This window comes from Cellulophaga sp. Hel_I_12 (assembly GCF_000799565.1).
Taxonomy (GTDB): domain Bacteria; phylum Bacteroidota; class Bacteroidia; order Flavobacteriales; family Flavobacteriaceae; genus Cellulophaga.
In genome coordinates, this window is record NZ_JUHB01000001.1 from 2,306,639 (window position 1) to 2,332,415 (window position 25,777).

General features: G+C 35.3%; 25 protein-coding genes. 13 read left to right on the top strand and 12 right to left on the bottom strand.

Translation table 11 applies throughout. The features are described from left to right. Positions 1 to 20 precede the first annotated feature (20 nt). Together rsmI and GQ45_RS10135 are read right to left on the bottom strand one after the other, a co-directional pair. Entirely contained in the window at positions 21 to 692 is a 672-nt protein-coding gene (gene rsmI, locus GQ45_RS10130) for a 16S rRNA (cytidine(1402)-2'-O)-methyltransferase (protein WP_047417489.1), read from the bottom strand. A 72-nt stretch (positions 693 to 764) separates the two neighbouring features. Then, positions 765 to 1,451, bottom strand: a complete 687-nt coding sequence (locus tag GQ45_RS10135) for a hypothetical protein (RefSeq protein ID WP_047417491.1) — start codon at positions 1,449 to 1,451, stop codon at positions 765 to 767. A gap of 152 nt (positions 1,452 to 1,603) precedes the next feature. Between GQ45_RS10135 and GQ45_RS10140 the strand changes: the two genes are divergently transcribed. The 3 genes from GQ45_RS10140 (at position 1,604) to mscL (ending at position 3,837) form a co-directional block, all read left to right on the top strand. Further along, positions 1,604 to 2,275, top strand: coding sequence for a thymidine kinase (locus GQ45_RS10140; RefSeq protein ID WP_047417493.1), 672 nt, complete (start codon positions 1,604 to 1,606; stop codon positions 2,273 to 2,275). Next, positions 2,241 to 3,350 (top strand): alanine racemase, encoded by a 1,110-nt coding sequence (gene alr, locus GQ45_RS10145; protein ID WP_047417496.1) that lies wholly within the window; start codon positions 2,241 to 2,243, stop codon positions 3,348 to 3,350. Before GQ45_RS10140 ends, alr begins: the two co-directional genes overlap by 35 nt. Positions 3,351 to 3,435: 85 nt before the next feature. Next, positions 3,436 to 3,837 (top strand): large conductance mechanosensitive channel protein MscL, encoded by a 402-nt coding sequence (gene mscL, locus GQ45_RS10150; protein WP_047417498.1) that lies wholly within the window; start codon positions 3,436 to 3,438, stop codon positions 3,835 to 3,837. Positions 3,838 to 4,129: 292 nt separating this feature from the next. Here mscL and GQ45_RS10155 read toward each other — a convergent pair whose 3' ends face one another. Next, positions 4,130 to 4,519: a response regulator gene (locus GQ45_RS10155; RefSeq protein WP_047417500.1), complete on the bottom strand. Its 390-nt coding sequence runs from the start codon at positions 4,517 to 4,519 to the stop codon at positions 4,130 to 4,132. A 165-nt stretch (positions 4,520 to 4,684) separates the two neighbouring features. Here GQ45_RS10155 and GQ45_RS10160 point away from each other — a divergent pair, with 165 nt between their 5' ends. The 6 genes from GQ45_RS10160 (at position 4,685) to GQ45_RS10185 (ending at position 10,501) form a co-directional block, all read left to right on the top strand. Then, entirely contained in the window at positions 4,685 to 5,674 is a 990-nt protein-coding gene (locus GQ45_RS10160; RefSeq protein ID WP_047417502.1) for an aspartate-semialdehyde dehydrogenase, read from the top strand. Positions 5,675 to 5,766: 92 nt separating this feature from the next. Next, a complete protein-coding gene (locus tag GQ45_RS10165; RefSeq protein ID WP_047417504.1) occupies positions 5,767 to 7,926 on the top strand; it encodes a prolyl oligopeptidase family protein in 2,160 nt (719 codons plus the stop codon). A gap of 99 nt (positions 7,927 to 8,025) precedes the next feature. Continuing rightward, a complete protein-coding gene (locus tag GQ45_RS10170) occupies positions 8,026 to 9,003 on the top strand; it encodes an ABC transporter ATP-binding protein (protein ID WP_047417507.1) in 978 nt (325 codons plus the stop codon). A 2-nt stretch (positions 9,004 to 9,005) separates the two neighbouring features. Beyond that, positions 9,006 to 9,407 (top strand): alternative ribosome rescue aminoacyl-tRNA hydrolase ArfB, encoded by a 402-nt coding sequence (gene arfB / locus GQ45_RS10175; RefSeq protein WP_047417509.1) that lies wholly within the window; start codon positions 9,006 to 9,008, stop codon positions 9,405 to 9,407. A 62-nt stretch (positions 9,408 to 9,469) separates the two neighbouring features. Further along, complete coding sequence (locus GQ45_RS10180) at positions 9,470 to 9,985, top strand: DUF3124 domain-containing protein (RefSeq protein ID WP_047417512.1); 516 nt, start codon at positions 9,470 to 9,472, stop codon at positions 9,983 to 9,985. Between the two features lie 51 nt (positions 9,986 to 10,036). Beyond that, a complete protein-coding gene (locus tag GQ45_RS10185; protein WP_047417515.1) occupies positions 10,037 to 10,501 on the top strand; it encodes an FKBP-type peptidyl-prolyl cis-trans isomerase in 465 nt (154 codons plus the stop codon). Between the two features lie 32 nt (positions 10,502 to 10,533). On the opposite strand, the gene GQ45_RS10190 is transcribed toward GQ45_RS10185, so the two are convergent. The 3 genes from GQ45_RS10190 to GQ45_RS10200 all read right to left on the bottom strand — a co-directional run bounded on the left by GQ45_RS10190 (position 10,534) and on the right by GQ45_RS10200 (position 13,581). After that, positions 10,534 to 10,989, bottom strand: coding sequence for a 3-oxoacyl-ACP synthase (locus tag GQ45_RS10190; protein WP_047417517.1), 456 nt, complete (start codon positions 10,987 to 10,989; stop codon positions 10,534 to 10,536). Positions 10,990 to 11,057: 68 nt separating this feature from the next. Continuing rightward, a complete protein-coding gene (locus GQ45_RS10195; protein WP_047417519.1) occupies positions 11,058 to 12,170 on the bottom strand; it encodes an FAD-binding oxidoreductase in 1,113 nt (370 codons plus the stop codon). Positions 12,171 to 12,288: 118 nt separating this feature from the next. Then, the gene (locus GQ45_RS10200; RefSeq protein WP_047417522.1) at positions 12,289 to 13,581 is read right to left on the bottom strand and encodes a M20/M25/M40 family metallo-hydrolase; all 1,293 of its coding nucleotides are present in this window, start codon (positions 13,579 to 13,581) and stop codon (positions 12,289 to 12,291) included. Positions 13,582 to 13,941: 360 nt separating this feature from the next. Between GQ45_RS10200 and GQ45_RS10205 the strand changes: the two genes are divergently transcribed. Genes GQ45_RS10205 through GQ45_RS10215 form a run of 3 tightly spaced genes read left to right on the top strand, consistent with a single transcriptional unit; the run spans position 13,942 to position 19,668 of the window. Next, the gene (locus GQ45_RS10205) at positions 13,942 to 15,039 is read left to right on the top strand and encodes a M14 family metallopeptidase (RefSeq protein WP_231555182.1); all 1,098 of its coding nucleotides are present in this window, start codon (positions 13,942 to 13,944) and stop codon (positions 15,037 to 15,039) included. Positions 15,040 to 15,056: 17 nt separating this feature from the next. Continuing rightward, a complete protein-coding gene (locus tag GQ45_RS10210; protein ID WP_052188189.1) occupies positions 15,057 to 18,257 on the top strand; it encodes a SusC/RagA family TonB-linked outer membrane protein in 3,201 nt (1,066 codons plus the stop codon). A 10-nt stretch (positions 18,258 to 18,267) separates the two neighbouring features. Next, positions 18,268 to 19,668: a SusD/RagB family nutrient-binding outer membrane lipoprotein gene (locus GQ45_RS10215; RefSeq protein WP_047417526.1), complete on the top strand. Its 1,401-nt coding sequence runs from the start codon at positions 18,268 to 18,270 to the stop codon at positions 19,666 to 19,668. 290 nt (positions 19,669 to 19,958) lie between these two features. Here the strand turns inward: GQ45_RS10215 and accC are convergent, their stop codons facing one another. The 6 genes from accC to pdxA form a co-directional block, all read right to left on the bottom strand. Then, complete coding sequence (gene accC, locus GQ45_RS10220; protein ID WP_047417529.1) at positions 19,959 to 21,308, bottom strand: acetyl-CoA carboxylase biotin carboxylase subunit; 1,350 nt, start codon at positions 21,306 to 21,308, stop codon at positions 19,959 to 19,961. A gap of 89 nt (positions 21,309 to 21,397) precedes the next feature. Beyond that, positions 21,398 to 21,892, bottom strand: coding sequence for an acetyl-CoA carboxylase biotin carboxyl carrier protein (gene accB / locus GQ45_RS10225; RefSeq protein ID WP_047417532.1), 495 nt, complete (start codon positions 21,890 to 21,892; stop codon positions 21,398 to 21,400). Between the two features lie 29 nt (positions 21,893 to 21,921). After that, the gene (locus GQ45_RS10230; RefSeq protein WP_047417534.1) at positions 21,922 to 22,920 is read right to left on the bottom strand and encodes a beta-ketoacyl-ACP synthase III; all 999 of its coding nucleotides are present in this window, start codon (positions 22,918 to 22,920) and stop codon (positions 21,922 to 21,924) included. A gap of 183 nt (positions 22,921 to 23,103) precedes the next feature. Beyond that, positions 23,104 to 23,301 (bottom strand): 50S ribosomal protein L32, encoded by a 198-nt coding sequence (gene rpmF / locus GQ45_RS10235; RefSeq protein ID WP_047417537.1) that lies wholly within the window; start codon positions 23,299 to 23,301, stop codon positions 23,104 to 23,106. Between the two features lie 8 nt (positions 23,302 to 23,309). Next, a complete protein-coding gene (locus tag GQ45_RS10240; RefSeq protein ID WP_047417540.1) occupies positions 23,310 to 23,846 on the bottom strand; it encodes a DUF177 domain-containing protein in 537 nt (178 codons plus the stop codon). Positions 23,847 to 23,976: 130 nt separating this feature from the next. Continuing rightward, positions 23,977 to 25,035, bottom strand: a complete 1,059-nt coding sequence (gene pdxA / locus GQ45_RS10245) for a 4-hydroxythreonine-4-phosphate dehydrogenase PdxA (protein WP_047417542.1) — start codon at positions 25,033 to 25,035, stop codon at positions 23,977 to 23,979. A gap of 58 nt (positions 25,036 to 25,093) precedes the next feature. On the opposite strand from pdxA, the gene GQ45_RS10250 reads away from it, so the two are divergent. Next, the gene (locus GQ45_RS10250; protein ID WP_047417545.1) at positions 25,094 to 25,681 is read left to right on the top strand and encodes a riboflavin synthase; all 588 of its coding nucleotides are present in this window, start codon (positions 25,094 to 25,096) and stop codon (positions 25,679 to 25,681) included. Positions 25,682 to 25,777: the final 96 nt, after the last annotated feature.

Consider the following 25,777-nt stretch of genomic DNA (forward strand, 5'->3'; position numbering starts at 1 on the left):
GTTTTTACAAATAACAAAAACTATTTTTTACCCGCAACAACAATCACAATTTCTCCTTTTGGAGGCTTGTTGGTATAGTGCTCTAATACTTCTGTGGCTGTCCCGCGAATGGTCTCTTCATATAATTTAGTTAACTCACGCGAAACAGAAACTTGTCTATCAGCCCCAAAATAATCAATAAAATTGGCTAATGTTTTTAATAATTTATGTGGCGATTCGTAAAAAATGATGGTTCTTGTTTCATCCGCTAAAAAGGTCAATCGAGTTTGTCTCCCTTTTTTTACAGGCAAAAACCCTTCAAAAACAAATTTATCATTAGGCAAACCACTATTGACCAAGGCAGGTACGAAGGCCGTTGCCCCGGGCAAACAATCAACCTCAATATCATGTTCCACACAAGCGCGAGTCAATAAAAATCCAGGATCCGAAATGGCAGGCGTTCCAGCATCAGAAATTACAGCAATAGTTTCCCCTGCGCTTAACCTTTTTATAATGCCATCTACTGTTTTATGCTCATTGTGCATATGATGGCTTTGCATGGGTGTTGTCACCCCAAGGTGCTGTAAAAGTTTACCACTGGTACGGGTATCTTCAGCGAGAATTAAGTCTACTTCTTTTAAAATACGAATGGCTCTGAGTGTTATGTCCTCGAGATTGCCTATTGGTGTTGGAACAATATATAATTTACCCATTTTATAAAACTAAAAAACCAGAAGTTAGGAAATAAACTTCTGGCAAAAATATCATTTTATTATAAAACCCGTTTAAGAAAACTTACGAGCAATCAATTCTAAAAATCTTGTTTCATATTCTTCTTTACCTTCCCATTGCTTATAATCTGGTTTTACCATGTTTACAATGAAAGCTATAGAACGTTCTTCGCTATTAATGGTGGCTAACTGAGAGATTACGCGATTGTAATCTTCCATATTATTATTGAACAAATGTTTCACGAAGGCTAGTTTATCATTTAAACCAACTTTAAATTCTTTCTGAAAGTTTTCATTGATTGACTTTTTTGCCTCTGCCGCACTTTTTTTTGCCGTTTCAACAGGCATAAACAAATCTTTATCATTTTTCATTAAAGCAGGTTTTGCCATAAAATCAGCAAAAACATCTTCGGCATCCTCCGTAAATGGCATTTCTAAAACCATATCTTTTATAGTATCCATACCTGGAATCATAATATCTTCTTCGTGGGGATTACTTTCCGGCACTTTTTTATTTTCGTTCATTACCGCATTGGCCATTTCTTCAAATTTGGCAGCAATTGCATTTTTTGAAACATCAACTTCAATATGGTTTAACTCTTCTTCAATAAATTTTAAAACTGCTAATTTTTCATACAGCTCTTTTGATGTTTCATACAACTGAGTGATCTCAGTGATATCATCAGCCGTAATAATTTCTGTTGCGAGTTTAATTAGTTTCTTTTTCAATTCTTTTTTCATCGGTGACACTCTAATTTATCCGTTATCTTTAATTACTTTTAATGGTAAACATCGTTGTGATACTCATCGTTAAAGACCATTGTTCTTAAGTAATTTTAAAGCTTTACTATAATCAAAACGAAAAACGTATTACTTTCGTCTAAAAATACAAAATGTTTCTTGAAAATACTGTTAACCCTAAAGAACAATTTGGCTGGATCGAAGTTATTTGTGGTTCTATGTTCTCTGGAAAAACAGAGGAATTGATCAGAAGACTCAAAAGAGCCCAGTTCGCCAAGCAAAAAGTTGAAATATTCAAGCCTCAAGTTGATACCCGCTACAATGAAGAAATGGTCGTTTCACATGATGCTAATGAAATTAGATCTACGCCGGTACCTGCAGCGGCAAATATTAGGCTATTAGCTGATGGTTGTGATGTGGTAGGAATCGACGAGGCTCAGTTTTTTGATGATGAAATTATTAATGTGTGTAATGATTTGGCCAATAAAGGAGTACGCGTTTTGGTTGCTGGATTAGATATGGATTTTAAAGGAAATCCTTTTGGACCAATGCCAGCTTTAATGGCTACAGCAGAATATGTAACTAAAGTTCATGCTATCTGTACCCGAACAGGAAATTTAGCCAATTATAGTTTTAGAAAATCTTCGAACGATAAATTAGTGCTTTTAGGAGAAACCGAAGCTTACGAACCATTAAGTAGAGCTGCTTTTTATAAGGCGATGCTTAGGGAAAAAGTTAAAGATATTGAGGTAACAGCTGAACAAATTAAAGATTCAAACATAAATTCTGATGTCAAAAGCACAAGAAACAGTTCTGGAAATTAATCTAAACGCCTTAACACATAATTATACCTTTTTACGTAGTCGATTAAGTCCAAACGTTAAATTTATGGGTGTTGTAAAGGCTTTTGCCTATGGTAGTGATTCCGTTGAAATTTCTAAAAAATTAGAAGAAATTGGGGCTGATTATTTAGCTATTGCTTATGCTGAGGAAGGTGTTACACTCCGAAATTCAGGTGTTATGCTGCCTATTTTGGTCTTACATTCGCAAATGGTGAGTTTTGATACTATTATTGACCGGTGCTTAGAACCCGCCATGTATTCCAAAAGAATTTTAAGAGAATTTATCCTAACGGCAGAAAAATGCGGACAGAAAAATTATCCAGTACATTTAAAATTTAACACAGGTTTAAACAGGTTGGGTTTTAACGAAAGCGAAGTAGCAGAAGTGCTACAAATCTTAAAAAATACTGATGCCGTAAAAGTAGCTTCCATTTTTTCGCATTTGGCTGCTTCTGAAGATTTAAATGAAAGAGAGTTTACATCAAACCAAATAGCTAGTTTTACCAGAATAGCTAGCGAAGTTGATAAAGGTCTAGCGTATAAACCGTTCAAGCATTTAGCCAATACTTCCGGGATATTAAATTTCCCTGAAGCCCATTTCGATATGGTACGAAGCGGAATTGGCTTGTATGGCTTTGGAAATGAGACCCAATATGATGAAAAACTAGTTCCGATAGCTACCTTAAAAACAAATATTTCTCAAATTCATGAAATTAAAGCCAACCAAAGTGTTGGCTATAACAGAGCTTTTAAAGCCGATACACATATGACTACAGCTACTTTACCTATTGGCCATGCCGATGGTATTGGTAGAATTTATGGAAACGGGAAAGGAATTGTTAGTGTACATGGCAAAGCTGCCCCTATTATTGGCAATACCTGTATGGATATGATCATGATTGATATTACAGGCATAGATTGTGCCGAGGGTGATGAGGTTATCCTTTTTGGACCAGAGGCTAAGGCCAATAGTTTTGCAGAAAGAGCTAAAACCATTTCGTATGAATTAATAACAGGAATATCACAACGTGTTAAAAGAAAAATAATCAATACTTAAAATAGTACGTTGTAATCAACTATAAAATCTTTTTTTGCTACATTGCACTACATTTAACCATTAACCATAACTAATACACCTAATTATGTTAAAAGAATTTAAAGAATTTGCAATTAAAGGCAATCTAGTAGATATTGCCGTTGCTTTTGTGATGGGTGCTGCTTTCAATAAAGTAGTTGCCTCTTTTACGGCTGGTATCGTTTCTCCATTAATTGGTTTAATTTTCAAAGCAGACTTTAAAAAATTAAAATTTATTCTTGAACCTGGAACTCTGAATGATGCTGGCGAAAAAGTAGGCGAAGTAGCTTTATTATATGGTGAGTTTTTAACCAATATTATCGACTTTATTATCGTTGCTTTCGTAATGTTTATGGTGATTAAAGGCGTAACAAAAATGAAAAAAGCTAAAGTAGAAGCTCCAGCAGCACCTAAAGGCCCTTCTCAAGAAGAACTATTAGCTGAAATTAGAGATTTATTAAAAAAATAAAGCTATTCATACCTTTAAAGTGAAGGTATAACCGCTGCACTGCAGTATTCATCCTAAAGCCGTCATTTCCATTTCGCTAATGGTATTGACGGTTTTTTTTAATGAGCCCTGGTTAAACAAAAAACCCAGGTTGAATAAAGGACGTTCATTTCACGAAAGGTGCCCAAGCGCGGCTCTTTACTTTGTACGTACAAATTACCCTACTCAATTCATTTCGTTGCATACTAAAATGTAGTTTGCATTAGGATTACTGATTTTAAAGCTAGTGAAACACTTTTGAAAAATCTTCTACCTATTGAGCATCGATAAGTATTTTTTGCGCATTGAGCTGAGATAGTGGTTTGTCAAAAAATCCTTGAATTAAAGGGTGCATTTTTGCCTTTTCACGATCACTACTATTCCGAAAACTTGAAAGAATAAATATTTTAATAAAAACCTCCGGTAACAAATACGCTTTAAGCTGGTCTAAAAAATCCCATCCATCAACTATTGGCATCACCAAATCTAAAACGATAGTGAGCTTGTATTTTTTTGAACTTATATCTTTTTTAATGATTTCCAATGCTTCCGTTGCGTTATCGAAAGTTACAACTTCAAAGGAAATACAATTTTTTTTTACGGCATATAATGTGGCAAATTGAGAAACCAAATCATCATCAATAATGTAAACTTTAGGAATCATGACTTACTTTTAAGATGCCCGAAAAATACACATTAAATGAGCTAACTCAATACATTATTGTTGTTACGTTTATAACATTTTGTTATATTTTGATTATTCCCAAGAAATTATCTTGGTATATAAGTGCCATTGAAGTACATTTGCCTCTCAAAAATATGAGAAAAGATGAAAGTAGCAGTTGTAGGAGCAACCGGAATGGTGGGCGAAGTTATGCTCAAAGTCCTAGCAGAACGTAATTTTCCTATTACAGAATTACTATTGGTAGCTTCTGAACGTTCTGTGGGTAAAAAAATTACCTATCAAAATAAAGACTATACAGTGATTGGTTTAGCCGATGCAGTCGCTGCAAAACCAGAAATAGCTATCTTTTCAGCAGGCGGAGATACCTCTTTAGAATGGGCTCCGAAATTTGCCGAGGCTGGAAGTACGGTGATCGATAATTCTTCAGCCTGGCGCATGGATCCGACAAAAAAGTTGATCGTTCCAGAAATCAATGCTGAACAATTAACCAAAGACGATAAGATTATTGCAAATCCTAATTGTTCTACAATACAATTGGTATTGGTTTTGGCGCCTTTACATAAAAAATATAAAATGAAACGCGTGGTTATTTCTACCTACCAATCTGTATCTGGAACCGGACTTAAAGCGGTGCAACAACTAGAAAATGAAATTGCAGGGATTCAAGGGGAAATGGCGTATAACTACCCCATAAGTAGAAATGCCATTCCACATTGTGATGTTTTCCTAGAAAACGGCTACACCAAAGAAGAAATGAAATTAGCGCGTGAACCACAAAAAATATTTAACGATAAAACCTTCTCGGTAACCGCCACAGCGGTACGGATTCCTACTGCTGGTGGGCACTCTGAATCTGTAAATGTTGAATTTGAAAACGATTTTGATTTGGCAGAAGTCCGTAAATTATTACGTGAAGCTTCAGGGGTTATTGTACAAGATAACCCAGATACCAACACCTACCCAATGCCTATTTATGCCCATGATAAAGATGATGTTTTCGTAGGTAGAATTCGTAGAGATGAAACACAAAGAAATACCTTAAATATGTGGATTGTAGCTGATAATCTAAGAAAAGGTGCAGCGACTAATGCCGTACAAATTGGAGAATATTTAATCGCCAACGGATTAGTTTAAATTTAAAATATTAAAATGTGTTAAAACCTTTGTAATTAGAATATTACAAAGGTTTTTTTCTTGTATTTTTAGAACAACTAAATATACTTAAAATGAAAAACCTAACAATTATGGCACTTGCAGCATTGACAATTGTAAGTTGTGATACAACTCCTAAAAAAGAAAAAATTATTGTGAATTATCCTACAACTGCAAAAGTTGACACTGTTGATACTTATTTTGATATCGCTGTCAATGACCCTTTTAGATGGCTTGAAGATGATAGAAGTACCGAAACTGAAGCTTGGGTAAAAGAGCAAAATAAGGTTACTTACGGCTATTTAGACAATATTCCATTTCGGGCAGCTCTTAAAAAAAGATTGGAAAAATTATGGAATTATGAAAAACTAGGTTCGCCTTTTAAAGAAGGCGAGTACACTTATTTTTCTAAAAACGACGGCCTTCAAAATCAATCAGTCATCTATCGTAAAAAAGGGGATAGTGAAGATGCTGAAATTTTTCTTGACCCAAATACCTTTTCAAAAGATGGCACTACGTCTTTAGCGGGTTTAAGTTTTTCTAAAGATGGCTCTCTTGCTGCGTATTCTCTTTCTGAAGGTGGCAGCGATTGGCGAAAAGTGATTGTAATGAATGCAGCCAGTAAAGAAATAATTGAAGACACGCTTGTTGATATAAAATTTTCTGGTGTTTCCTGGAAAGCGAATGACGGTTTTTATTATTCTAGTTATGATAAACCGAAAGGAAGCGAGCTTTCTGCTAAAACAGATCAACATAAATTATACTACCATAAATTAGGTACTTCTCAAAAAGAGGATGAATTAATTTATGGCGGTGTTGCTGCTGAAAAACATCGTTATGTAAGTGGTACTGTTTCGGAAGATGGTCGTTATTTGTTTATATATCCAAGAATATCTACCTCAGGTAGTAAACTTTTAATGCGTGATTTATCTGATCCAAATGCACTTTTTGTAACAATTTTAGGCGACACTTCTACCGATAGTTATGTGGTTGAAAATGTAGGTTCAAAATTGTTTATAATGACCAACAAAGACGCACCCAACCAAAAAGTAGTCACCGTGGATGCTAAAAACCCAACACCAGAAAATTGGGTAGATTTTATTCCCGAAACCAATAATGTCCTTTCCATAGGAACAGGGGGTGGTTATTTTTTTGCTGAGTATATGGTTGATGCTATCTCAAAAGTTTTACAGTATGATTATGATGGCAAACTAGTTCGAGAAGTAAAACTACCTGGTGTAGGTTCCGCTGGAGGTTTTGGCGGTAAAAAAGAAGATAAAGAATTTTATTTTTCATTTACCAATTACAGCACCCCTGGTTCATCGTATAAATATAATGTTGAAACTGGCGAATATGTACAGTATTGGAAACCTAATATTGATTTTAACCCTTCGGATTACGAGTCGAAACAAGTATTTTATACCTCAAAAGACGGTACCAAAGTGCCCATGATGATTACGTACAAAAAAGGCTTAGCATTAAATGGTAAAAACCCCACGATACTTTACGGGTATGGTGGATTTAATGTCAGCCTAACCCCATCATTTAGTATCACAAATGCCATTTGGATGGAACAAGGTGGGGTCTATGCCGTTCCAAATTTACGCGGTGGTGGTGAATATGGTAAAAAATGGCATGATGCAGGCACTAAAACTCAAAAACAAAATGTGTTCGACGATTTTATAGCAGCTGCTGAATATCTCATCAAAGAAAAATATACCTCATCAGATCATTTAGCCATCAAAGGAGGTTCAAATGGTGGTTTATTAGTTGGTGCAACCATGACACAACGTCCAGATTTAATGAAAGTAGCACTACCTGCTGTAGGCGTTTTAGATATGTTGCGCTACCATACCTTTACCGCAGGAGCTGGATGGGCTTATGATTACGGTACAGCCGAAGATAGTAAAGAAATGTTTGAGTACATTAAAGCGTATTCGCCTATTCATAATGTAAAAGAAGGCATGGCATACCCTGCAACAATGATCACTACTGGCGATCATGATGATCGTGTTGTACCAGCGCATAGTTTTAAATTTGCCGCTGCACTTCAGGAAAAACAAATCGGAGACAACCCAACCTTAATAAGAATTGATGTAAATGCTGGTCACGGTGCTGGAAAGTCAACCGAAGCCATAATTAACGAACAAGTAGATGTAATGGCATTTACCTTGTTTAATATGGGATACGATGCATTGCCGAACCAAGCTGTATTAAAAGAGTTTAAGGAGTAAGTGTACTTTAAAGAATTTAGTTTTGATGAACATCTAAAATCCGTTTTATTATAAAACGGATTTTTTTATGCTAATTTTGCAACAGATTTAAACTAAAACATGTTACAGGTCTCAAGGCTTTCTTTTTCGTACGGTGCATCACCCATTCTTTCGAATATCAATTTTAAAGTAACTAAAGGAGCACATATTTCTATAATTGGGGAAAGTGGCTGTGGTAAAAGCACTTTACTCAAGTTACTATACGGAATTCTTCAGCCTAATGAAGGTGCTATATTTTGGGGAGAACACAAGATTTTAGGTCCAGATTTTAAATTAGTGCCTGGAGAAGTATTTATAAAATATTTATCTCAAGATTTTGATTTAATGCCCTTTATTTCGGTAGAGGAAAATGTAAGTCAGTTTTTATCAGTATTTTACCCTGAGGAACTCGAAAAACGAACCTACGAGCTATTAGAAATGATAGAAATGACCTCTTTTGCAAAAACCAAGGTTAAGTATTTAAGTGGAGGACAACAACAAAGAGTTGCACTAGCTAGGGTTTTAGCTCAAAAACCCGAACTCATACTTTTAGACGAACCTTTTAGCCACATTGATCATGCTAGAAAAAATAATTTAAGGCGAAGACTTTTCGAATATTTAAAAAAGGAAGAAATTACATGTATTGTTGCTTCTCACGACACTAACGATATACTCTCGTTCGCAGATGAAGTTATCGTCCTTAAGGATAACCATATTATAGCTAAAGATACGCCTGAAACATTGTACCATTTTCCGAAAAAAAAGTATATCGCCTCCTTATTTGGCGATGTCAATGAAATTGCTATTGAAAAACTAAAGCCCTATGCTACTATTGATAAATCAGTATTGTTATACCCCTCTGAATTAAGTATTTCAGATAAAAACGGACTCAAAATAAGTGTACAAAAATCGTACTTTAAAGGATCTTATTATTTAATAGAAGGGGCCTTGAATGCTACAGAAACTATTCTATTTAATTCAGAAAAACCATATGAAACAAACACCATCGTGTATTTAAATGTCGCTTTAGAAATTATAAATAATAGGCTAAAAAACTAATCGTGAACAAGGAGAACATTATTCAAGAGTTACAGTTTAAAGCAATTCGTAGCAGTGGTGCAGGCGGTCAGCATGTAAATAAGGTTGCTACCAAAATAGCACTTGTTTTTGATGTTCCTAATTCTAAAAGTTTAAACGATAGCGAAAAAGAAAAGATAGGGTTAAAATTAAAAAACAGACTCACGAAAGATAATATTTTATGGTTGCAATGTGATGAAAGCAGAAGTCAGTTTCGGAATAAAGAATTAGCCATTAAGCGTTTTTTTAAATTACTAGAAAACACTTTCAAAGAACCTAAGAAGCGCAAGGCGACAAAACCTAGTAAATCTGCAATTGAAAAAAGATTAAAATCAAAAAAGAAGTCGGCAGAAAAAAAAGTAAACAGAAATAAACCTGAATGGTAATACTCTTTTATTGTGCACTAAGTAATTAAGATTGTTTATTTTTATATATCAATTAAAATACCATGAAAAATCACCTTCCCATACTACTTTTAAGCAGCCTATTAATCTTAAATTCTTGCGGAGAAAAAGAAGAAGAAAAGGCCAAAAAAAACCTTGATTGGAGCACAAGAGTATTGACCCATAAGCTATCTGATAGTCTACTTAGCGGAAGTACCTATTTATCTATTTATTCTCAAATATACAGTGAAACAGAACATTTAACACACGATTTAACCGCAACTGTAAGTATTAGAAATACGAGTAGAACAGATACTATATATATTACAAAAGCTGATTATTTCGATACTAAAGGGCAATATATTAGGCATTATATTGATAAAACTATCTATTTAAATCCTTTAGAAACTACTGCAATAGTCATTAGCGAGAGAGATAAAGAAGGAGGTACTGGTGCTAATTTTATCTTTGATTGGAAAGTAAAAAACAATACGCCAGAACCGCTTTTTGAGGGTATCATGATTTCTACTTCAGGGTCTCAAGGTTTATCTTTCACTACACAAGGCAAAAGAATAGAATAATACATGTGAGTATTTAATTATATTTGCGCTAAAAACAACTAAAATTATCCTATGAAATATTGTTTACTTTTTGTGTGCCTTTTATTAAGTATAAGTTCTTGTAGTGAGGACAAAGAAAACCAAACCATTAAAGATTATTCCGCACAAAACGAGCTAGAAATACAAGCCTATGTAGCAGAAAATAATTTAATGGCTACCAGAAGCAATAGTGGCTTATATTATGTCATTGACAATCCTGGCACAGGGCAACAACCTGTTAGCAATTCAAGAGTCACGGTCATTTATAAAGGATACTATCTGAACGGAAAAGTGTTTGATGATAGTAATGGCGATGGCGTAACTTTTGGTTTAAACCAAGTGATTCCAGGTTGGACAGAAGGTATTACCTATTTTAAAGAAGGAGGTAGCGGAACCCTTATTGTTCCTTCGCAGTTAGGATATGGTAGTTTAGATTATAGAGGAATTCCTGGAGGCTCTGTCTTAATTTTTGATATTACCTTGAGTAGTGTAAACTAGAATAATTAAAAAAATTACGGAGATGCTATATCTTATAGAATTTCCGTAATTTTTATTTCGTTTTCATTAAACCTAACAGTAGCTCCTACTTCCTTTCCAAATAACAGTTGCCCAATTGGGGTTTCAGAAGAAATACAATACACAGATAACCCATCTGCTTTAAATTCCCCTGCCGAAATAGCTAAGAAATAATTCGCCTTTGTTGTTTTTACCAAATTACCCAAGCCCACATAATCTGACTTTGTTTTTATATTCACAAATTCAAGCACTTTAGCCATTTTTTGAGCCTCAGCCAATTGTACCCCTGATTTTTCAATGTCTAGTTGTAGCATGGCACGACCTGTTTCATGTTTATCACCTGAGCTACTTTTAGTTTCATCATCAAGAGCCTCGTTTAAATCTGCAATAGCCGTTAAAATTCTAGCTATTCTGCTGTCTGCAAAAGACCTACAGAAAGCAAACAATTGGCTTTTAAGATTTTGTTCCATAATTATAAGTGATTATTGAAATTATAAAAATTTAATAAAAAGTATGTTACCTTTTTAAAAGTGCAAAGCTAGATTAATTCTGCCAATTCTTTACCAACAATACTCCCAATTGCAATTCCCATACCACCTAATCTAATTCCGCAGTAGGTATGGTTGCTCAGTTGCTGAATTATGGGACGTTTCTGAATTCCCATCCCCATAATTCCGCTCCATCGATGTTCAATTTCAAAAGCAGTTTCTGGTAGTATTATCTCCCGAAGCATGGTTTCTAATTGGTTCTGAATTAGTGTTGTTTCGCCAAAAGTCATCGTTTCTTCGCCCTTAAAATCTAAATTTCTACCGCCGCCGAATAGAATTCTATCGTCTATATTTCTGAAATAATAATAGCCTTCGTCTACATGAAAAGTACCTTTAACATGCAAATTTTTTATGGGTTTGGTAATTAAAACTTGCGCTCTTGCAGGTTTTATATCTTGGTTTAATAAGGTGGATGCAAAGCCGTTGGTAGCAATAATCAACTTTTTAGTTGTAAACTCGAAGAGGTTCGTTTTAACGGAAACATGCGCTTCGCCTTCAACAAAACTTTCCACGGCAATAGCATTTAGGATGCTAATTCCTTTATGTTGTACCTTCTTTAAAAGCGTATACATCATTTTACCTGTATCGATTTGGGATTCAAAATCGCTGGTGATGTACTGATCTTGAATCCCTTTAAATTGAAAACTATTGTGATGTTTTTTAAAGGAATCGGCCTTAAATACAGGATGTAAAAGCGTATTTACACGTTCTAAATTCGCTATACAGTTTTCAAAAAGTACCTCTTGTTTATCCAAAAAGACTTCATGACCCCCAAGATTTTGAAAATCTATATTTTTATCTCCTAAATTTTTACGCAATAACTGAACACCATCCCATCTTTTTTGTACCAGTTGTACAACATCTTCTTCGGAGTGGGTTTGTAAGTCTGCTAAGACCTCAGAAATACTTCCGAAGCAAGCAAAACCTGCATTTTTAGTGCTAGCACCTTGTGGCAACATGCCTTTTTCTAAAATTAAAATTCTAGCGTTCGGATGTGCTTCTTTTAAAAATAAGGCACAATTAAGGCCAACAATACCAGATCCAACGATGGTAAAATCTATATTGTGGAGCCACGTTTTATATTCCCAATAGCTTAGGTTCATACGAAATAATTATGGCTATAAAGATACAACATAGCATTGGCCATCAATAAGCTAAAAATATACTACTTTTTAAAAATAAAAACGACTAAAGTTTCAAATGCTATCTACGTTTTAACGCTTATTTGGCTAAACCTGCTTCAGACAAGGTGATGAGTAAGGCCAATTGAATAGCTTCTGCACCATTTTTATTGATGAACCATTCGTTTAGAGAATGAGCCCCACCACCTTCGCCGCCTCGACCAATACAAATTGCAGGTATATTCATAGCTATAGGAATACTCGCATTTGTGGAACCAATAGTTAGTTCAGGAGTAATACCAAAGGTTTTCGTTGCCGCCATAGCACGTTGAATTAATGGTATACTTTCTGACAACTCTCCTGACGGTCGATCCCCAATTTTTTGAAGTTCTACGGTTATTTTATCTTTTATATTCGTTGCATTGTAGGCTGCAACAGCTTTGCTTACTGAATTTTTAAAGATAACTTCTATTTCATCTAATTTTTGTGCAGAAACAGAACGCATATCAACTTCCATTGTAGATTCAAAAGGAATTGAATTTACCGAAGTTCCACCTCCGATAACGCCAACATTAAAGCTTGTTTTAGGGCCTGAGCTGGTAAAGGCTGATGCTGCGGTGGTAAACTCATCAATCACTTTACCTAAAGCGTGATGCGGATTTGCCAAACCAAAGCTACCCCAAGAATGTCCGCCTGGGCCAGTTAAAATAACTTTATACCTTTTTGAACCCAAAGCTGCATTGTTAATTCGGCCTATATCACCTCCATCAATAGAAATCCAAGAATCAATTTTCAAATCTGATTTTTGAAACAAATGTTTCATCCCTCTTAAATCACCTAGGCCTTCTTCCCCAACAGAACCCACAAATAAGATATCATTTTCAGTTTTAATTTTTGCTTGGTTCATGGCTTTTAATACGGCTATGACCATAGACAAACCTCTTGTGTCATCGCCAATACCTGGTGCTTTTAAAGTGTCGCCCACCTTTTTTACAGTAACATCGGTTCCTTCTGGGAAAACAACATCCAAATGGGCGTCTAAACCCACTAATTTTTTTCCTGTTGTTCCTTTTCTTAGCGCTAATACATTCCCAACTTCATCGACCCAGACCGAATCAGCTCCCGCGTTTTCAATCATTTTTTTAAATAATAAGCCTCGTTCCGTTTCTTTAAAGGGTGGTGCAATAAGCTCAGTAAGCTCAATCATTTGGCTTATGGTTTCTTCGTCGTTATTTTGAATAAAACTATACGCTGCTTTTACCTGTTTGTTTTTTACGAGCTTATCAAGTTCTACGGTGTATTTTTTATCTATTGTAGCTTCATTCTGAGAAAATGCTTTGGTATAACAAGAAAGTACCACTAAAAAGATGCATACGTAATTAAAATTTTTCATACTCATGTTGTTTGTATTTTTTATGAATTACAAATTAGTTAAAATAGTAGACTCCAATTAAATTCAAGCTATCTGCTTTATGTCTTTTATCGTGTTTATAAGATATAAACAAAAATGGTCATAATATTTAGGTTTATGATAAAAAAGTTATCAACCTTATTAAAATTATTTATGATTGTTATAATATTTTGTTATACATTTAACTACTATTTAACATAATTTTAAGTGAAAAGATTAAACAAAATCTCAATCCTTACCCTCCTAGTATTTTTGATGCTTAACTCCTGTGGGGTTAAAAGAATAAATTTCGAAACACCAGTTGACACCAAAACAAGGCCTATTGTTTTACAAAAAAAACAAATGTACACCATAGATAAATTGGGGGTACATGCTAGCAATGATTTTGACGGAGCAAGGCTAAATGGTTTTGAACAAAAAAATGATTCTACGGTGATCGTAAAAATAATACCAGAAAACACACCCATAAACAATAGTCCCTATTACGCTTTTAGTACTTGGTCTAACGAGCCAAAACCTGTGTATTATACTTTTGAATATCCTGAAGGATACAAACACAGGTATTTTCCAAAATTAAAAGTTGATGGCCACTGGACCATCATAGATTCTAGCGCCGTTTTTGAAAATGATACAATAGTAACCATAAAACTAAATGTAACTAAAAGTCCAATAATAGTTGCAGCTCAAGAAATACAGTCCTCTACCCATGTAAAAGAGTGGTATATAAATTTGGCCAATGAAAACAAGAGCACTATTAAAATAGGTAGTGTTGGAAAATCAAAACTAAATAGAAACTTACCTGTTTTAGATATTGGCATAGGTGAGCCTAAAAATAAAGAAATTATTGTGTTATTAACACGACAGCATCCTCCAGAAGTTACAGGCTATTTTGCTTTTCAAGAATTCTTAAAGACAGTTACAAACAAGTCTGATTTGTCTACTGCTTTTTTGGAAAAATACCGTGTTATTGCATTCCCAATAATGAATCCGGATGGCGTTGATCTTGGGCATTGGCGACATAATGCAGGGGGTATTGATCTCAATCGAGATTGGTCAAAATACCACCAACCAGAAATTAAAAATGCAGTTACTTTTATTACTAAAGAATTAAAGCAAAACAATTCAAAATTAATTTTGGGTCTAGATTTTCATTCCACTTGGTATGACGTTTTTTATACCAATGAAATTAGAGAAGAAACTAGCTTGCCCGACTTTATTTCAAATTGGTTTAAAAAATTAGAGGAAAACATAACGAATTACAAGGTAAACGAGCAGTCAGCAAATAGTACAAAGCCTGTGTCAAAAGGTTGGTTTTTAATGGCGCATAGTGCCGTTGGTATTACCTATGAAATGGGTGATGCCACGCCCAAAGAAACAATACAAGAAATCGGCAAAGCAGCCGCAGAACAAATGATGAACCTCCTTTTAATAAATAACTAACTTAAAATCTTAATTCTATGCAAAAACTATTTTTAATATTACTAATCGCTATAGGAGCGATTTTTAACGGTAATTCCCAGACTATTTCAGGGAATGTAAGTGATCAGTCAGGACCTTTGCCTGGTGCCTCAGTTTTAATAAAAGGCACAACTCAAGGGGCGACTACAGATTTTGATGGTAACTATACTATTGATGCCACTACAGGTCAGATATTAGTATTTTCTTATATCGGCTATAAATCTGAAGAAATAGTTGTCGGGAGTCAAAAGACAATTAATGTAACACTAAAAGAAGATGCTGAAGCTTTAGACGAGGTAGTGGTTTCTGTACTTGGTTTTAAAGAAAAAAGAGATAATGTAGCTTCAACATATTCTGTAATTGGTGCTGAAAGTGTAACGCGATCAAAAGAACCCACTTTAATAAATGGACTAGCGGGTAAAGCGGCTGGTGTAAATATTACTGGGACAAGCGCCGATCCAGGAGCAGGTTCAAACATACAAATTAGAGGGGTGAGTTCCATAAATGGGAGTGCTCCTTTAATTGTTGTGGATGGTATCCCTATTAACAATAGTAATCTTGAAGGTTTTGGTAGCGATGCTGATGCTGGGGTTTCACAACAATCTAGATTAAATGACATTAACCCTGACGACATTGAAAGTATTCAGGTTTTTAAAGGAGCGTCTGCCGGATCTTTGTATGGCTCTAGAGCTTTGGGGGGGGTGATTGTAATTACGACAAAAAGAGGAAAAGCAGGTAAATTAAAAGCATCATTTAGCTCTTCAATCTCAGTCGACCAAATAAATAGAGTTCACTCTTTACAACAAAATTACGGTCAAGGTACTGGAGGTAACTATAGCCCGACGGCGGCAAATTCTTGGGGTGATAAAATTGCGGATCGTTCTGGAGCAGAAGATGTTTTTAATACCTCTGGCAGGTATTTTGAAGCAGCGAATGGCAACCGTTACTATCCCTTAGCTTCGGGTGGTAAAAATTCAAGAGCTGTTTTTAGCGACAGTAATTTTGATCAAGTTTTTCAAAATGGCCTAGCACAAGACACTAAAATAAGCCTCTCTGGGGGTACTGAAAAAGCTACCTTTTACTTCAGTGCAGCGCACCTAGATCAAGTGGGTATTATGAAAAATAGTGATTACAAAAGAAACTCATTAAGCTTTGGAAATACCTATAAATTTAACGATTGGTTAAGCACCTCAGCGAAAATTGCTTATACCAATAGTAGTTCAAACAGAATTCAGCAAGGTTCTAATACCGCAGGTATTTATTTGGGTTTATTAAGAAATCCAGCAGATTTTGATATTAGTGATTACATTGGAACCTATTACGATAACAATGGAAACCCAACGCCCTTTAGACATAGAAGTTACAGAAGGTATTTAGGTGATACTGCTAACCCAACCTATAACAACCCGTTATGGACTATATATGAACAAACTAGTGATACAAAAGTGGAACGTTTTTTAAGTTCTATTGATTTTAATATCAATGCTGCACCGTGGCTAAACTTTGTTATTAGAGGTGGTCTAGATTATTTTAACGATGATCGGGTTTATTTTCAACCCTTATTTTCAGGTGATGGCGCTAACAACGGTCGCTACAAAAATGAAATTTTTCAAAATAAAGAAATATCAACCGACTTTATTTCTTTAATGAACTTTCAACTGTCAGAAGGTTTAAGCACCAATATTACTTTAGGAGCAGCTTTAAATGATAGAACAAGAAAGCAAACTTACGTTGAGGCTATAGACTTTTTATACAATAGTAGATTACAAAACCCGTCTATTTCAAATAACATTGACACCCAACAAAGAGACTTAATTTTAAGAAATGTTCGTTTTTATGGGCAGACCGCTTTTGAGTTTCAAGATCTTATGAACCTTAATTTAGGTCTTACCTACGAGGATGCTTCTTCTAGTTCAAAATCTATCATGTATCCTAGTGCAGAATTTGCCTTAAAGTTTAGCAATCTATTTGATTTAAGTACCAGTAGTGCCTTATCATTTGCAAAGTTACGTTTGGCCTATGGAGAAGTAGGATTAGCTCCAGATGCACATAATTTTGAAACAGGTTATGAAACGGCTTCGTATTCGACCTATTCAGATGCTATTTCTTTATTTGCTTTTGGCGGTGGTTTTAGACTAAATGATGACCAAGGAAATCCAAATTTAGAATTTGAAAAGAAAAGAGAATATGAGATAGGTTTAGATTTTAGATTTTTTAGAAATAGACTGTCTTTATCTGGTACCTATTATTATAACAATACGAGAGACATGATTTTAAACGTTAGCTTAGATCCCTCTTCTGGTTTTGATTCGTTTTTAGGAAATATTGGCGAACTGGAAAACAAAGGACTTGAGCTAGAATTTAATTATGATTTTCTCAAGAAAGAAGACCTAACCTTAAGTTTATTTGGTAATTACTCACAAAACAGAAACGAAATTCTGGATTTAAAAGGCTTTCCTGGTCCTAATTTTAGTCCTGGCTCCTCTATTAATGTAACGGCACTGGTGGGGCAACCTGTTAGTGTTTTAACAGGTAGTGCAGCATTGCGTAATACAGATGGGAGTTTAGATTTGGATGCCAACGGTTTTCCTCAATTAGATACTTCTGGAGATAAGGTTTTGGGTGATCCCAACCCGGATTGGAAAGGGGCTTTAGGATTTAGAGCTAACTATAAAAATTTATCCCTAAATGTTTTGTTTGAAACTAGCCAAGGAAATGATATTGGTGAAAGAACTCGTTATGTACTTTATGGTTTTGGAACACATGGTGATGTTGGCAATGAAGTAACCTTAACACAAGATTTAATAAATAGTGCAGGTACCACCTTTGCAGCTGGATCAACAGTTCGTGGTAACATTCAAGATTTTGGAGGGGGTCCAGTTTTACTTGATGAAAGCTGGTACACTAGTCTTGGTGGTGGTTTTGGTGGTTCTGTGATTAATGAGTTTGCTATCGGAGATGCTAGCTGGACGCGTTTACGAGAATTGAGTTTGGCCTATACCTTAGATGGTAAAGGCATCAAAAAAACAGGCTTAGAATCGATCCAAATTTCTGCAACAGGTAGAAACCTATTTTTATGGACGAAAATTGATGGCATTGACCCAGATGTAAGTCAATTCTCAGGACTGGGTAAAGGATTAGATTATTTTACCAATCCTAGTTCAAAATCTGTTGTTTTTGGTATAACTATTAACTATTAAAAATATAACTATGAAAAAATATATTAACAAAATAATATATAGCATGTTGCTCCTTTCTTTTATAGGTTGTGACTCCTATTTAGATGTAAACGAAGATCCTAACGTGGCGATAGACGTTCCTCCCATCTTAATTTTTAAAGGGATGGAATTAGCCGATGTTCAAATCAACTCTGGTCATTTAATGCGAATTTCTCAAATGTGGTCAGGTCAAATGAGAGGTATAAATAGTTTGTACCAAAGAATTAATGATTATAATATTGCACCCGAAGAATCAAATTCTAACTGGGCACATTTGTACCACGGCGTTATCACTCAAAATAGGATTATTCAAGAAACTTCAGACGATAACCTTTTAAAAGGAATGGCCAACGTGCTTGAAGCTCATGCTATAGGGACTTCTGCATCGCTTTTTGGAGACATCCCCTATTCTGATGTTGGAAATCCAGAAGGTGCTGCATTTGATGGTCAATTAAGCATTTTTGAAGCCGCTCAGATACTTTTAACAGAAGCCATCGCCCAACTTGGAAACGTCCCTACAACGAGGCGGTTTTCAGACGATATTCTATTAGGAGGAAGATCTGTTTCTTGGATTCAAGTAGCCTATACCTTAAAAGCGCGCTACTATTTAATGAATGGTCAATATGGGGAAGCCTATCAAAATGCACTCCTGGGAGTCAATGCTGCAACCAATTCTTTACGCTATGCAGCTTCCTATGCTGAATATGGTACATCTGACGAAAACAGTAGCTTATATAACCTTATTTTAAGAGGTAGTAGAGCTGGAGATTTAACTACGGATGGTTCGTATATTCAAGACATTCTTTTAAACCCATTAAATGTTACTTCAAGAAATAATGCAAAAACCAATGAATCAAAAAGAAGAGATTTTTATGTTTTAGATCAAGCAAAAATTAACGCAAACAGGTTAAGTGCAGGAAATGCCACTATGCCCTTAGTTACTTATGAAGAGAACTTAATGATTTTGGCAGAAACTGGATTCAGAACAGTAAATTTCGATGAAGGTTTAACACAGTTAAATAGATTAAGAACCTATTTATCTAGTGCCACTGCCTTTGCCGGAGATGCGGGATTAACTTCTTTGTATGCTGCATACGATGTGACAGATTTTGCACCTGGAGGGATAGAGAATACAGATAATATAACTGCGGACAAAGCCCTGCTGCGAGAAATTCTAGAAGAAAAATACGTATCAACTTTTGGTACTATTTTACCTTTTGATGACTTTAGGAGAATTCGCAAAACGGATAGTGATATCGCTTTACCACTGCCAATTAATGCAGGAACTATTTATCCCGAGCGTTTTTTAATTGCACAGGATGAAATTAATGGAAATTCGAAGGCACCAAGCCCTATTCCTGATATTTTCCAAAAGACCGCAGTACATCAATAAAAACAAAAGCCCCAAAAACTTAATTTTGGGGCTTTTTATATCGGTATCTATCAAGGAATAACACTACTTGTTTATCTATCTTATTCGTAAAGTAATCAAACTATTTTTAAACTAGTCTTTTGTCCAAAGCGATTTCACTTTTTAGAGCGTACCCATAAATTTAAAGTACGTTTAACCAACCTTTAAACCCCCAAGAAAAATAAAGATACCTCTGGGACACTATTGTTTTCCTATACATAAGTTCTATACGCTGCTAAAAAAAACTCCGATAGACTTATCGGAGTTTTTTGTTATTCTGTGGCTGGATTCATTTTAAAATCTTCCATAAATTTAGTCGTGTAATTTCCCGCTAAATAATCAGGATGATCCATTAATTGCCTATGAAATGGTATGGTTGTTTTAATTCCTTCTATAACAAACTCATCTAAAGCCCGTTTCATTTTATTAATAGCCTCTTCCCTTGTTTGTGCTGTTGTAATTAGCTTTGCGATCATCGAATCATAATTCGGCGGAATAGTATACCCACTGTATACATGGGTGTCTAAACGTATTCCATGTCCTCCTGGCGTATGCAAGGTGGTAATTTTACCTGGAGAAGGTCGAAATTCATGATAAGGATCCTCAGCATTAATTCTACATTCAATAGAGTGTAATTTTGGTAAATAGTTTTTACCAGAAATTGGAACACCAGCAGCCACTAAAATCTGCTCTCTAATTAAATCGTAATCTATTACTTGTTCTGTAATAGGATGTTCTACTTGGATCCGGGTATTCATTTCCATAAAGTAGAAGTTACGGTGTTTATCTACTAAAAATTCTATAGTACCCGCACCTTCATACTTAATAAACTCAGCCGCTTTTACAGCAGCAGCTCCCATATCTTCACGAAGCTTATCGGTCATAAAAGGAGACGGAGTTTCTTCGGTTAATTTTTGGTGACGACGTTGAATAGAACAATCTCGTTCCGATAAATGACAGGCTTTACCATACTGGTCACCGACAATTTGGATTTCTATGTGACGCGGCTCTTCAATTAATTTTTCCATATACATAGCTCCATTTCCAAAAGCAGCTGATGCTTCTTGAACGGCACTATTATATAAGTCTTCCATTTTTTCTTCGCTCCAAACGGCACGCATTCCTTTTCCACCACCACCAGCAGTTGCTTTTATCATAACGGGATATCCCATTTTTTTAGCTACTTTTTTGGCATCAGTTACATCTTTTAACAAACCTTCTGAACCGGGTACGCAAGGTACCCCTGCTTCTTTCATGGTTTGTTTAGCCGTTGCTTTATCGCCCATCTTATCGATTTGGTCTCCTGAAGCTCCTATAAATTTAATCTCGTGCTCTGCACAAATTCTAGAAAATTTAGAGTTCTCAGATAAAAACCCATATCCTGGATGTATCGCATCTGCGTTTGTGATTTCGGCAGCCGCAATGATGTTCGGAATCTTTAAATAAGATTCACTACTCGCTGCTGGTCCTATACAAACAGCTTCATCGGCAAACCTTACATGTAAACTCTCTTCGTCTGCTTTGGAATAAACAGCAACTGTTTTAATTCCCATCTCTTTGCACGTTCTAATAATTCGCAAAGCTATTTCGCCTCTATTAGCAATTAATATTTTTTTGAACATCTCTTTTTGTTTTAAATTTTAAGTTTTAAGTTTTAAAGGGTTTAAATACCAATTTGTGGTGTATTTTACATTTTAAGACTTAAAATTTACTAAGATGGATCTACCAGGAATAATGGTTGATCAAATTCTACTGGAGAAGAATCGTCTACTAAAACTTTAACAATTTTTCCAGAAATTTCTGACTCAATGTCATTAAATAATTTCATTGCTTCAATAATACAAAGTACATCACCTTTCTTTATAGTGCTCCCTACTTCTACAAAAACAGGTTTTTCGGGTGATGATTTTCTATAAAAAGTACCGATAATAGGTGACTTTATGGTAACATATTTATCATTTTCAGCTTTTTCTGCATTTGCTTTAGTTTCTGCGGCAGATAGTTCTTCATGTACAGCTGAAGGAGCAGATGGCATCATTTGATTTTGTGCCATTGGTACCTGCTGTACATAAGTCGTTGGTTCACCATATGATCCTGCAGCACCTGTTCGGATGGTAATTTTGATGTCTTCCATCTCTAATTTAACCTCGCTAGCACCTGATTTAGCTACAAATTTAATCAAGCTTTGAATTTCTTTAATGTCCATCGAATTCTTGTTTAATTTAGTTGATTTTGTTAGTTGTTATTATATGCCCATTTTAAATAAATAGATCCCCAAGTAAAACCGCCACCAAAAGCAGCAAACACAAGGTTATCTCCCTTTTTTAATTGGCCCTCATAATCATTTAATAATAATGGCAGTGTGGCCGATGTTGTATTGCCATATTTTTGAATATTCATCATGACCTTATCGTGATCCAGACCCATTCTATTGGCTGTTGCGTCAATAATCCGCTTGTTGGCCTGATGCGGAACTAACCAATTGACATCGGCATCAGTTAAATTGTTGCGCTCCATAATTTTGGCAGCGGCATCGGCCATATTTGATACTGCAAATTTAAATACCGTTTTACCGTCTTGAAAAATAAAATGTTGTTTGTTTTTTACTGTTTCTTCGGACGCTGGCATAATAGAGCCCCCAGCATTCATATTTAAAAAATTACGACCAACACCGTCAGAACGTAAATATTCGTCTTGTACGCCTAGGCCATCTGTATTGGGTTCAAAAAGTACGGCACCAGCACCATCACCAAAAATGATACAGGTGGTTCTGTCCGTATAATCAATAATCGACGACATTTTATCCGCTCCTATTAATAGCACTTTTTTATACCTGCCGGATGCTACAAAGCTTGCTGCCGTTGACATGCCGAATAAAAAGCTTGAACAAGCGGCTAACAAATCAAAAGCAAATGCATTGGTAGCGCCAATTTCAGATGCAACATATGCCGCTGTAGAAGCGACTAATGTATCTGGTGTTGCGGTACCTACTAAAACTAAATCAATTTCTTTAGGGTCTATATTCCCTTTTTTTATTAAGTCTTCCGCAGCTCTTATGGCCATAAATGACGTTCCTGCCCCTTCTTCCTTAAGGATTCTTCTCTCCTTAATACCAGTCCTTGATGTTATCCATTCGTCATTAGTATCTACTAATTCCTCTAACATCTTGTTGGTCATAATAAAATCAGGAACATATGCTCCTACCGCCGTAATGGCCGCCGTTAGTTTACTCATTCCGTAAAGGTTTTTGCCCTGAAAACTTTAAAAAAAGCCATAAATTTCGTGAAAATTAGTGATTTTTAACGACTTTTTGCAACTTTTTATCTAAAAGCTATTGTTTTAACAATTTAAATAGTCTTCATAAAAAAACTCCTACTTAAAATAAGTAGGAGTCTTTGTACTGCTATAAGATACGAATTAAGCGGCTACTTCTTCAGTAGTATCGATTAAAACCTGACCTCTGTAATATAATTTACCTTCATGCCAGTGTGCTCTATGGTACAAATGCATTTCTCCAGTAGTTGGGTCTTTTGCAAGTGTTGGGGCAACAGCCTTATAATGTGTTCTTCTTTTGTCTCTTCTTGTTTTGGAAATTTTCCGTTTTGGATGTGCCATTTTACAACTTATTTATCCGTTAATAACTTTTTTAATGAATCCCATCGCGGATCCGTTTTTTTATCTTTAGTTTCTTTTATTTCTTTTGGATGCAATTCTTCTAGTTTGTCTAATGTTTCAGATTCTAAAGTACCATCTTCTACTCCTGGATGTACTTTTTTCAAAGGAACTGCTAACACTAACATTTCGTAAACATATTGCGAAATTTCTACTTGATATTCTCCGTGTGGAAGAATTAAAATTTCATCATTGTCATTATTGAACTCTTCTCCAAACTTAACCACTAACTTTAAATCAGCAGTTATGGGTTGGTCATAGGGTTCATTGGTAACATCACAATAAACATTTACCGTACCGTTTGCAGTCATTACTAACTCCAGCATGGTACTCGATTTATTTAAATCTACTACTAAATCAATAGTAGCCTCATTAAACTCATTATATTCAAAAGATTCAAAGAACGTATTGTTAACCTTAAAATCAAATTCATGTGCTCCTATCTTCAATCCTGAAAAAGGAATCATAAACTCTCTATGCTTCTTCATGTTTGACACTTAATTTTAGTGCTCCAGCCATTCAAAGGCGGGTGCAAAGATACTATTATTTTACTAAAACCCAACTTTTTAAAATAAAAAAATCTAAATGAATAAACTCAGCTTTGAGCTTATTCAATTTTTACCTAAACTCTCTTTTTAAACGCGATTTTTTTAAGGGGTTTGCGGTTAATTCGCTATACTCTTTTCTGTTTCTAAAAATTTCAATTGCGGTAAAAACAGCTTCTTTAAAAGAGCTATAATCTGCCTTTCCTTTTCCTGCAATTTCATAGGCCGTACCATGATCCGGCGATGTGCGCACCTTGTTTAGCCCAGCCGTATAATTTACCCCCTTCCCGAAAGATAAGGTTTTAAAAGGAATTAGTCCTTGATCGTGGTAAGCCGCTAATATAGCATCAAAATTTTTATAGCCATCGGAACCAAAAAAACTATCTGCGGAATAAGGTCCATATATTAATTGTCCATTATCAAACAATTCTCGAATTACAGGCTTTAAGATTTCATCATCTTCATTTCCAATAACCCCGTTATCACCACTATGAGGGTTAATCCCTAAAAGTGCAATTTTTGGTTTGCTGATCCCAAAATCTATCTTTAAAGATTTTTCAATGGTATTTATTTTACTTTTAATCAATTCAGGTGTTATCGCTTTCGCTACATCTTTAACGGCGATATGATCTGTTAAAAGCCCTACTCTTAATTCATCGGTGACCATAAACATTAAACTTTCTCCCTCCAATTCATGGGCCAAATAATCGGTATGGCCAGGAAATTTAAAATCTTCAGCCTGAATATTATTTTTGTTGATGGGTGCTGTTACTAAAACATCTATATCTCCATTTTTTAATGCTTGCACAGCTGCTTTTAACGATTTTAGGGCATAGTCTCCTGCCTCTTTTGTAGCTACTCCAAATTCAATTTTTGGGATTTCTTTCCAAACATTGACTACATTTAGTTTTCCGTCTATAGCTTTCGAGGCCTCTTGAATTCCATTATAGTTGATCTCTAATCCTAATTCTGACTTTTGGTAGCTTATCGTTTTATTCGATGCGAAAATAACTGGCGTACAAAAATCCAACATTCTTATATCTTCAAAAGTCTTTAGAACCACTTCGCAACCTATTCCGTTTAAATCGCCAATAGAAACCCCAAGTTTTATTTTTTGTCTATCCTCTGCCATGTTATTAATTGGTTTATGCTAAATTTACACTACAAAATTAGGTATTTAAAACGACAACATGTTTACTGGGATTATTGAAACTTTAGGAGAGGTTATAGAATTAAGAAATGAGGGGTCTAATTTACATCTTACGGTGAAATCGACGATAAGCCCAGAATTAAAAATAGATCAAAGCGTAGCGCATAATGGTGTTTGCTTAACAGTGGTTTCGACTAAAAACAACACCTACACTGTTACCGCTATTGAAGAAACCTTACAAAAAACAAATTTAGAGCATTTAGCGGTGGGTGATTTTGTAAATTTAGAGCGCGCCATGATTTTAGGATCTCGCTTAGACGGACATATAGTTCAAGGGCATGTAGATCAAACTGGTGTTTGCACTTCAGTCGAAGAAAAAGAGGGAAGCTGGTTTTTTACTTTCGAATACCGTACTGATTTGAACAATCATACTATTGAAAAAGGTTCTATTACCATTGATGGCACTAGTTTAACGGTCGTAGACTCTGGCAAAAACACCTTTAGTGTTGCAATCATACCCTATACCTATGAACATACCCGATTTAACACCTATAAAATTGGAACTGTTGTCAACCTAGAATTTGATGTTATTGGCAAGTATGTGGCAAAATTAATGGCGGTAAGGTAATCTTTAAAGCTTAACAGAAGGTGAAGCTCTTGTGCCTCTCTGGGCAACCCAGCTAGGATTTAAAAATTCTCCTAGTTTCACATTGAAGTATAAACT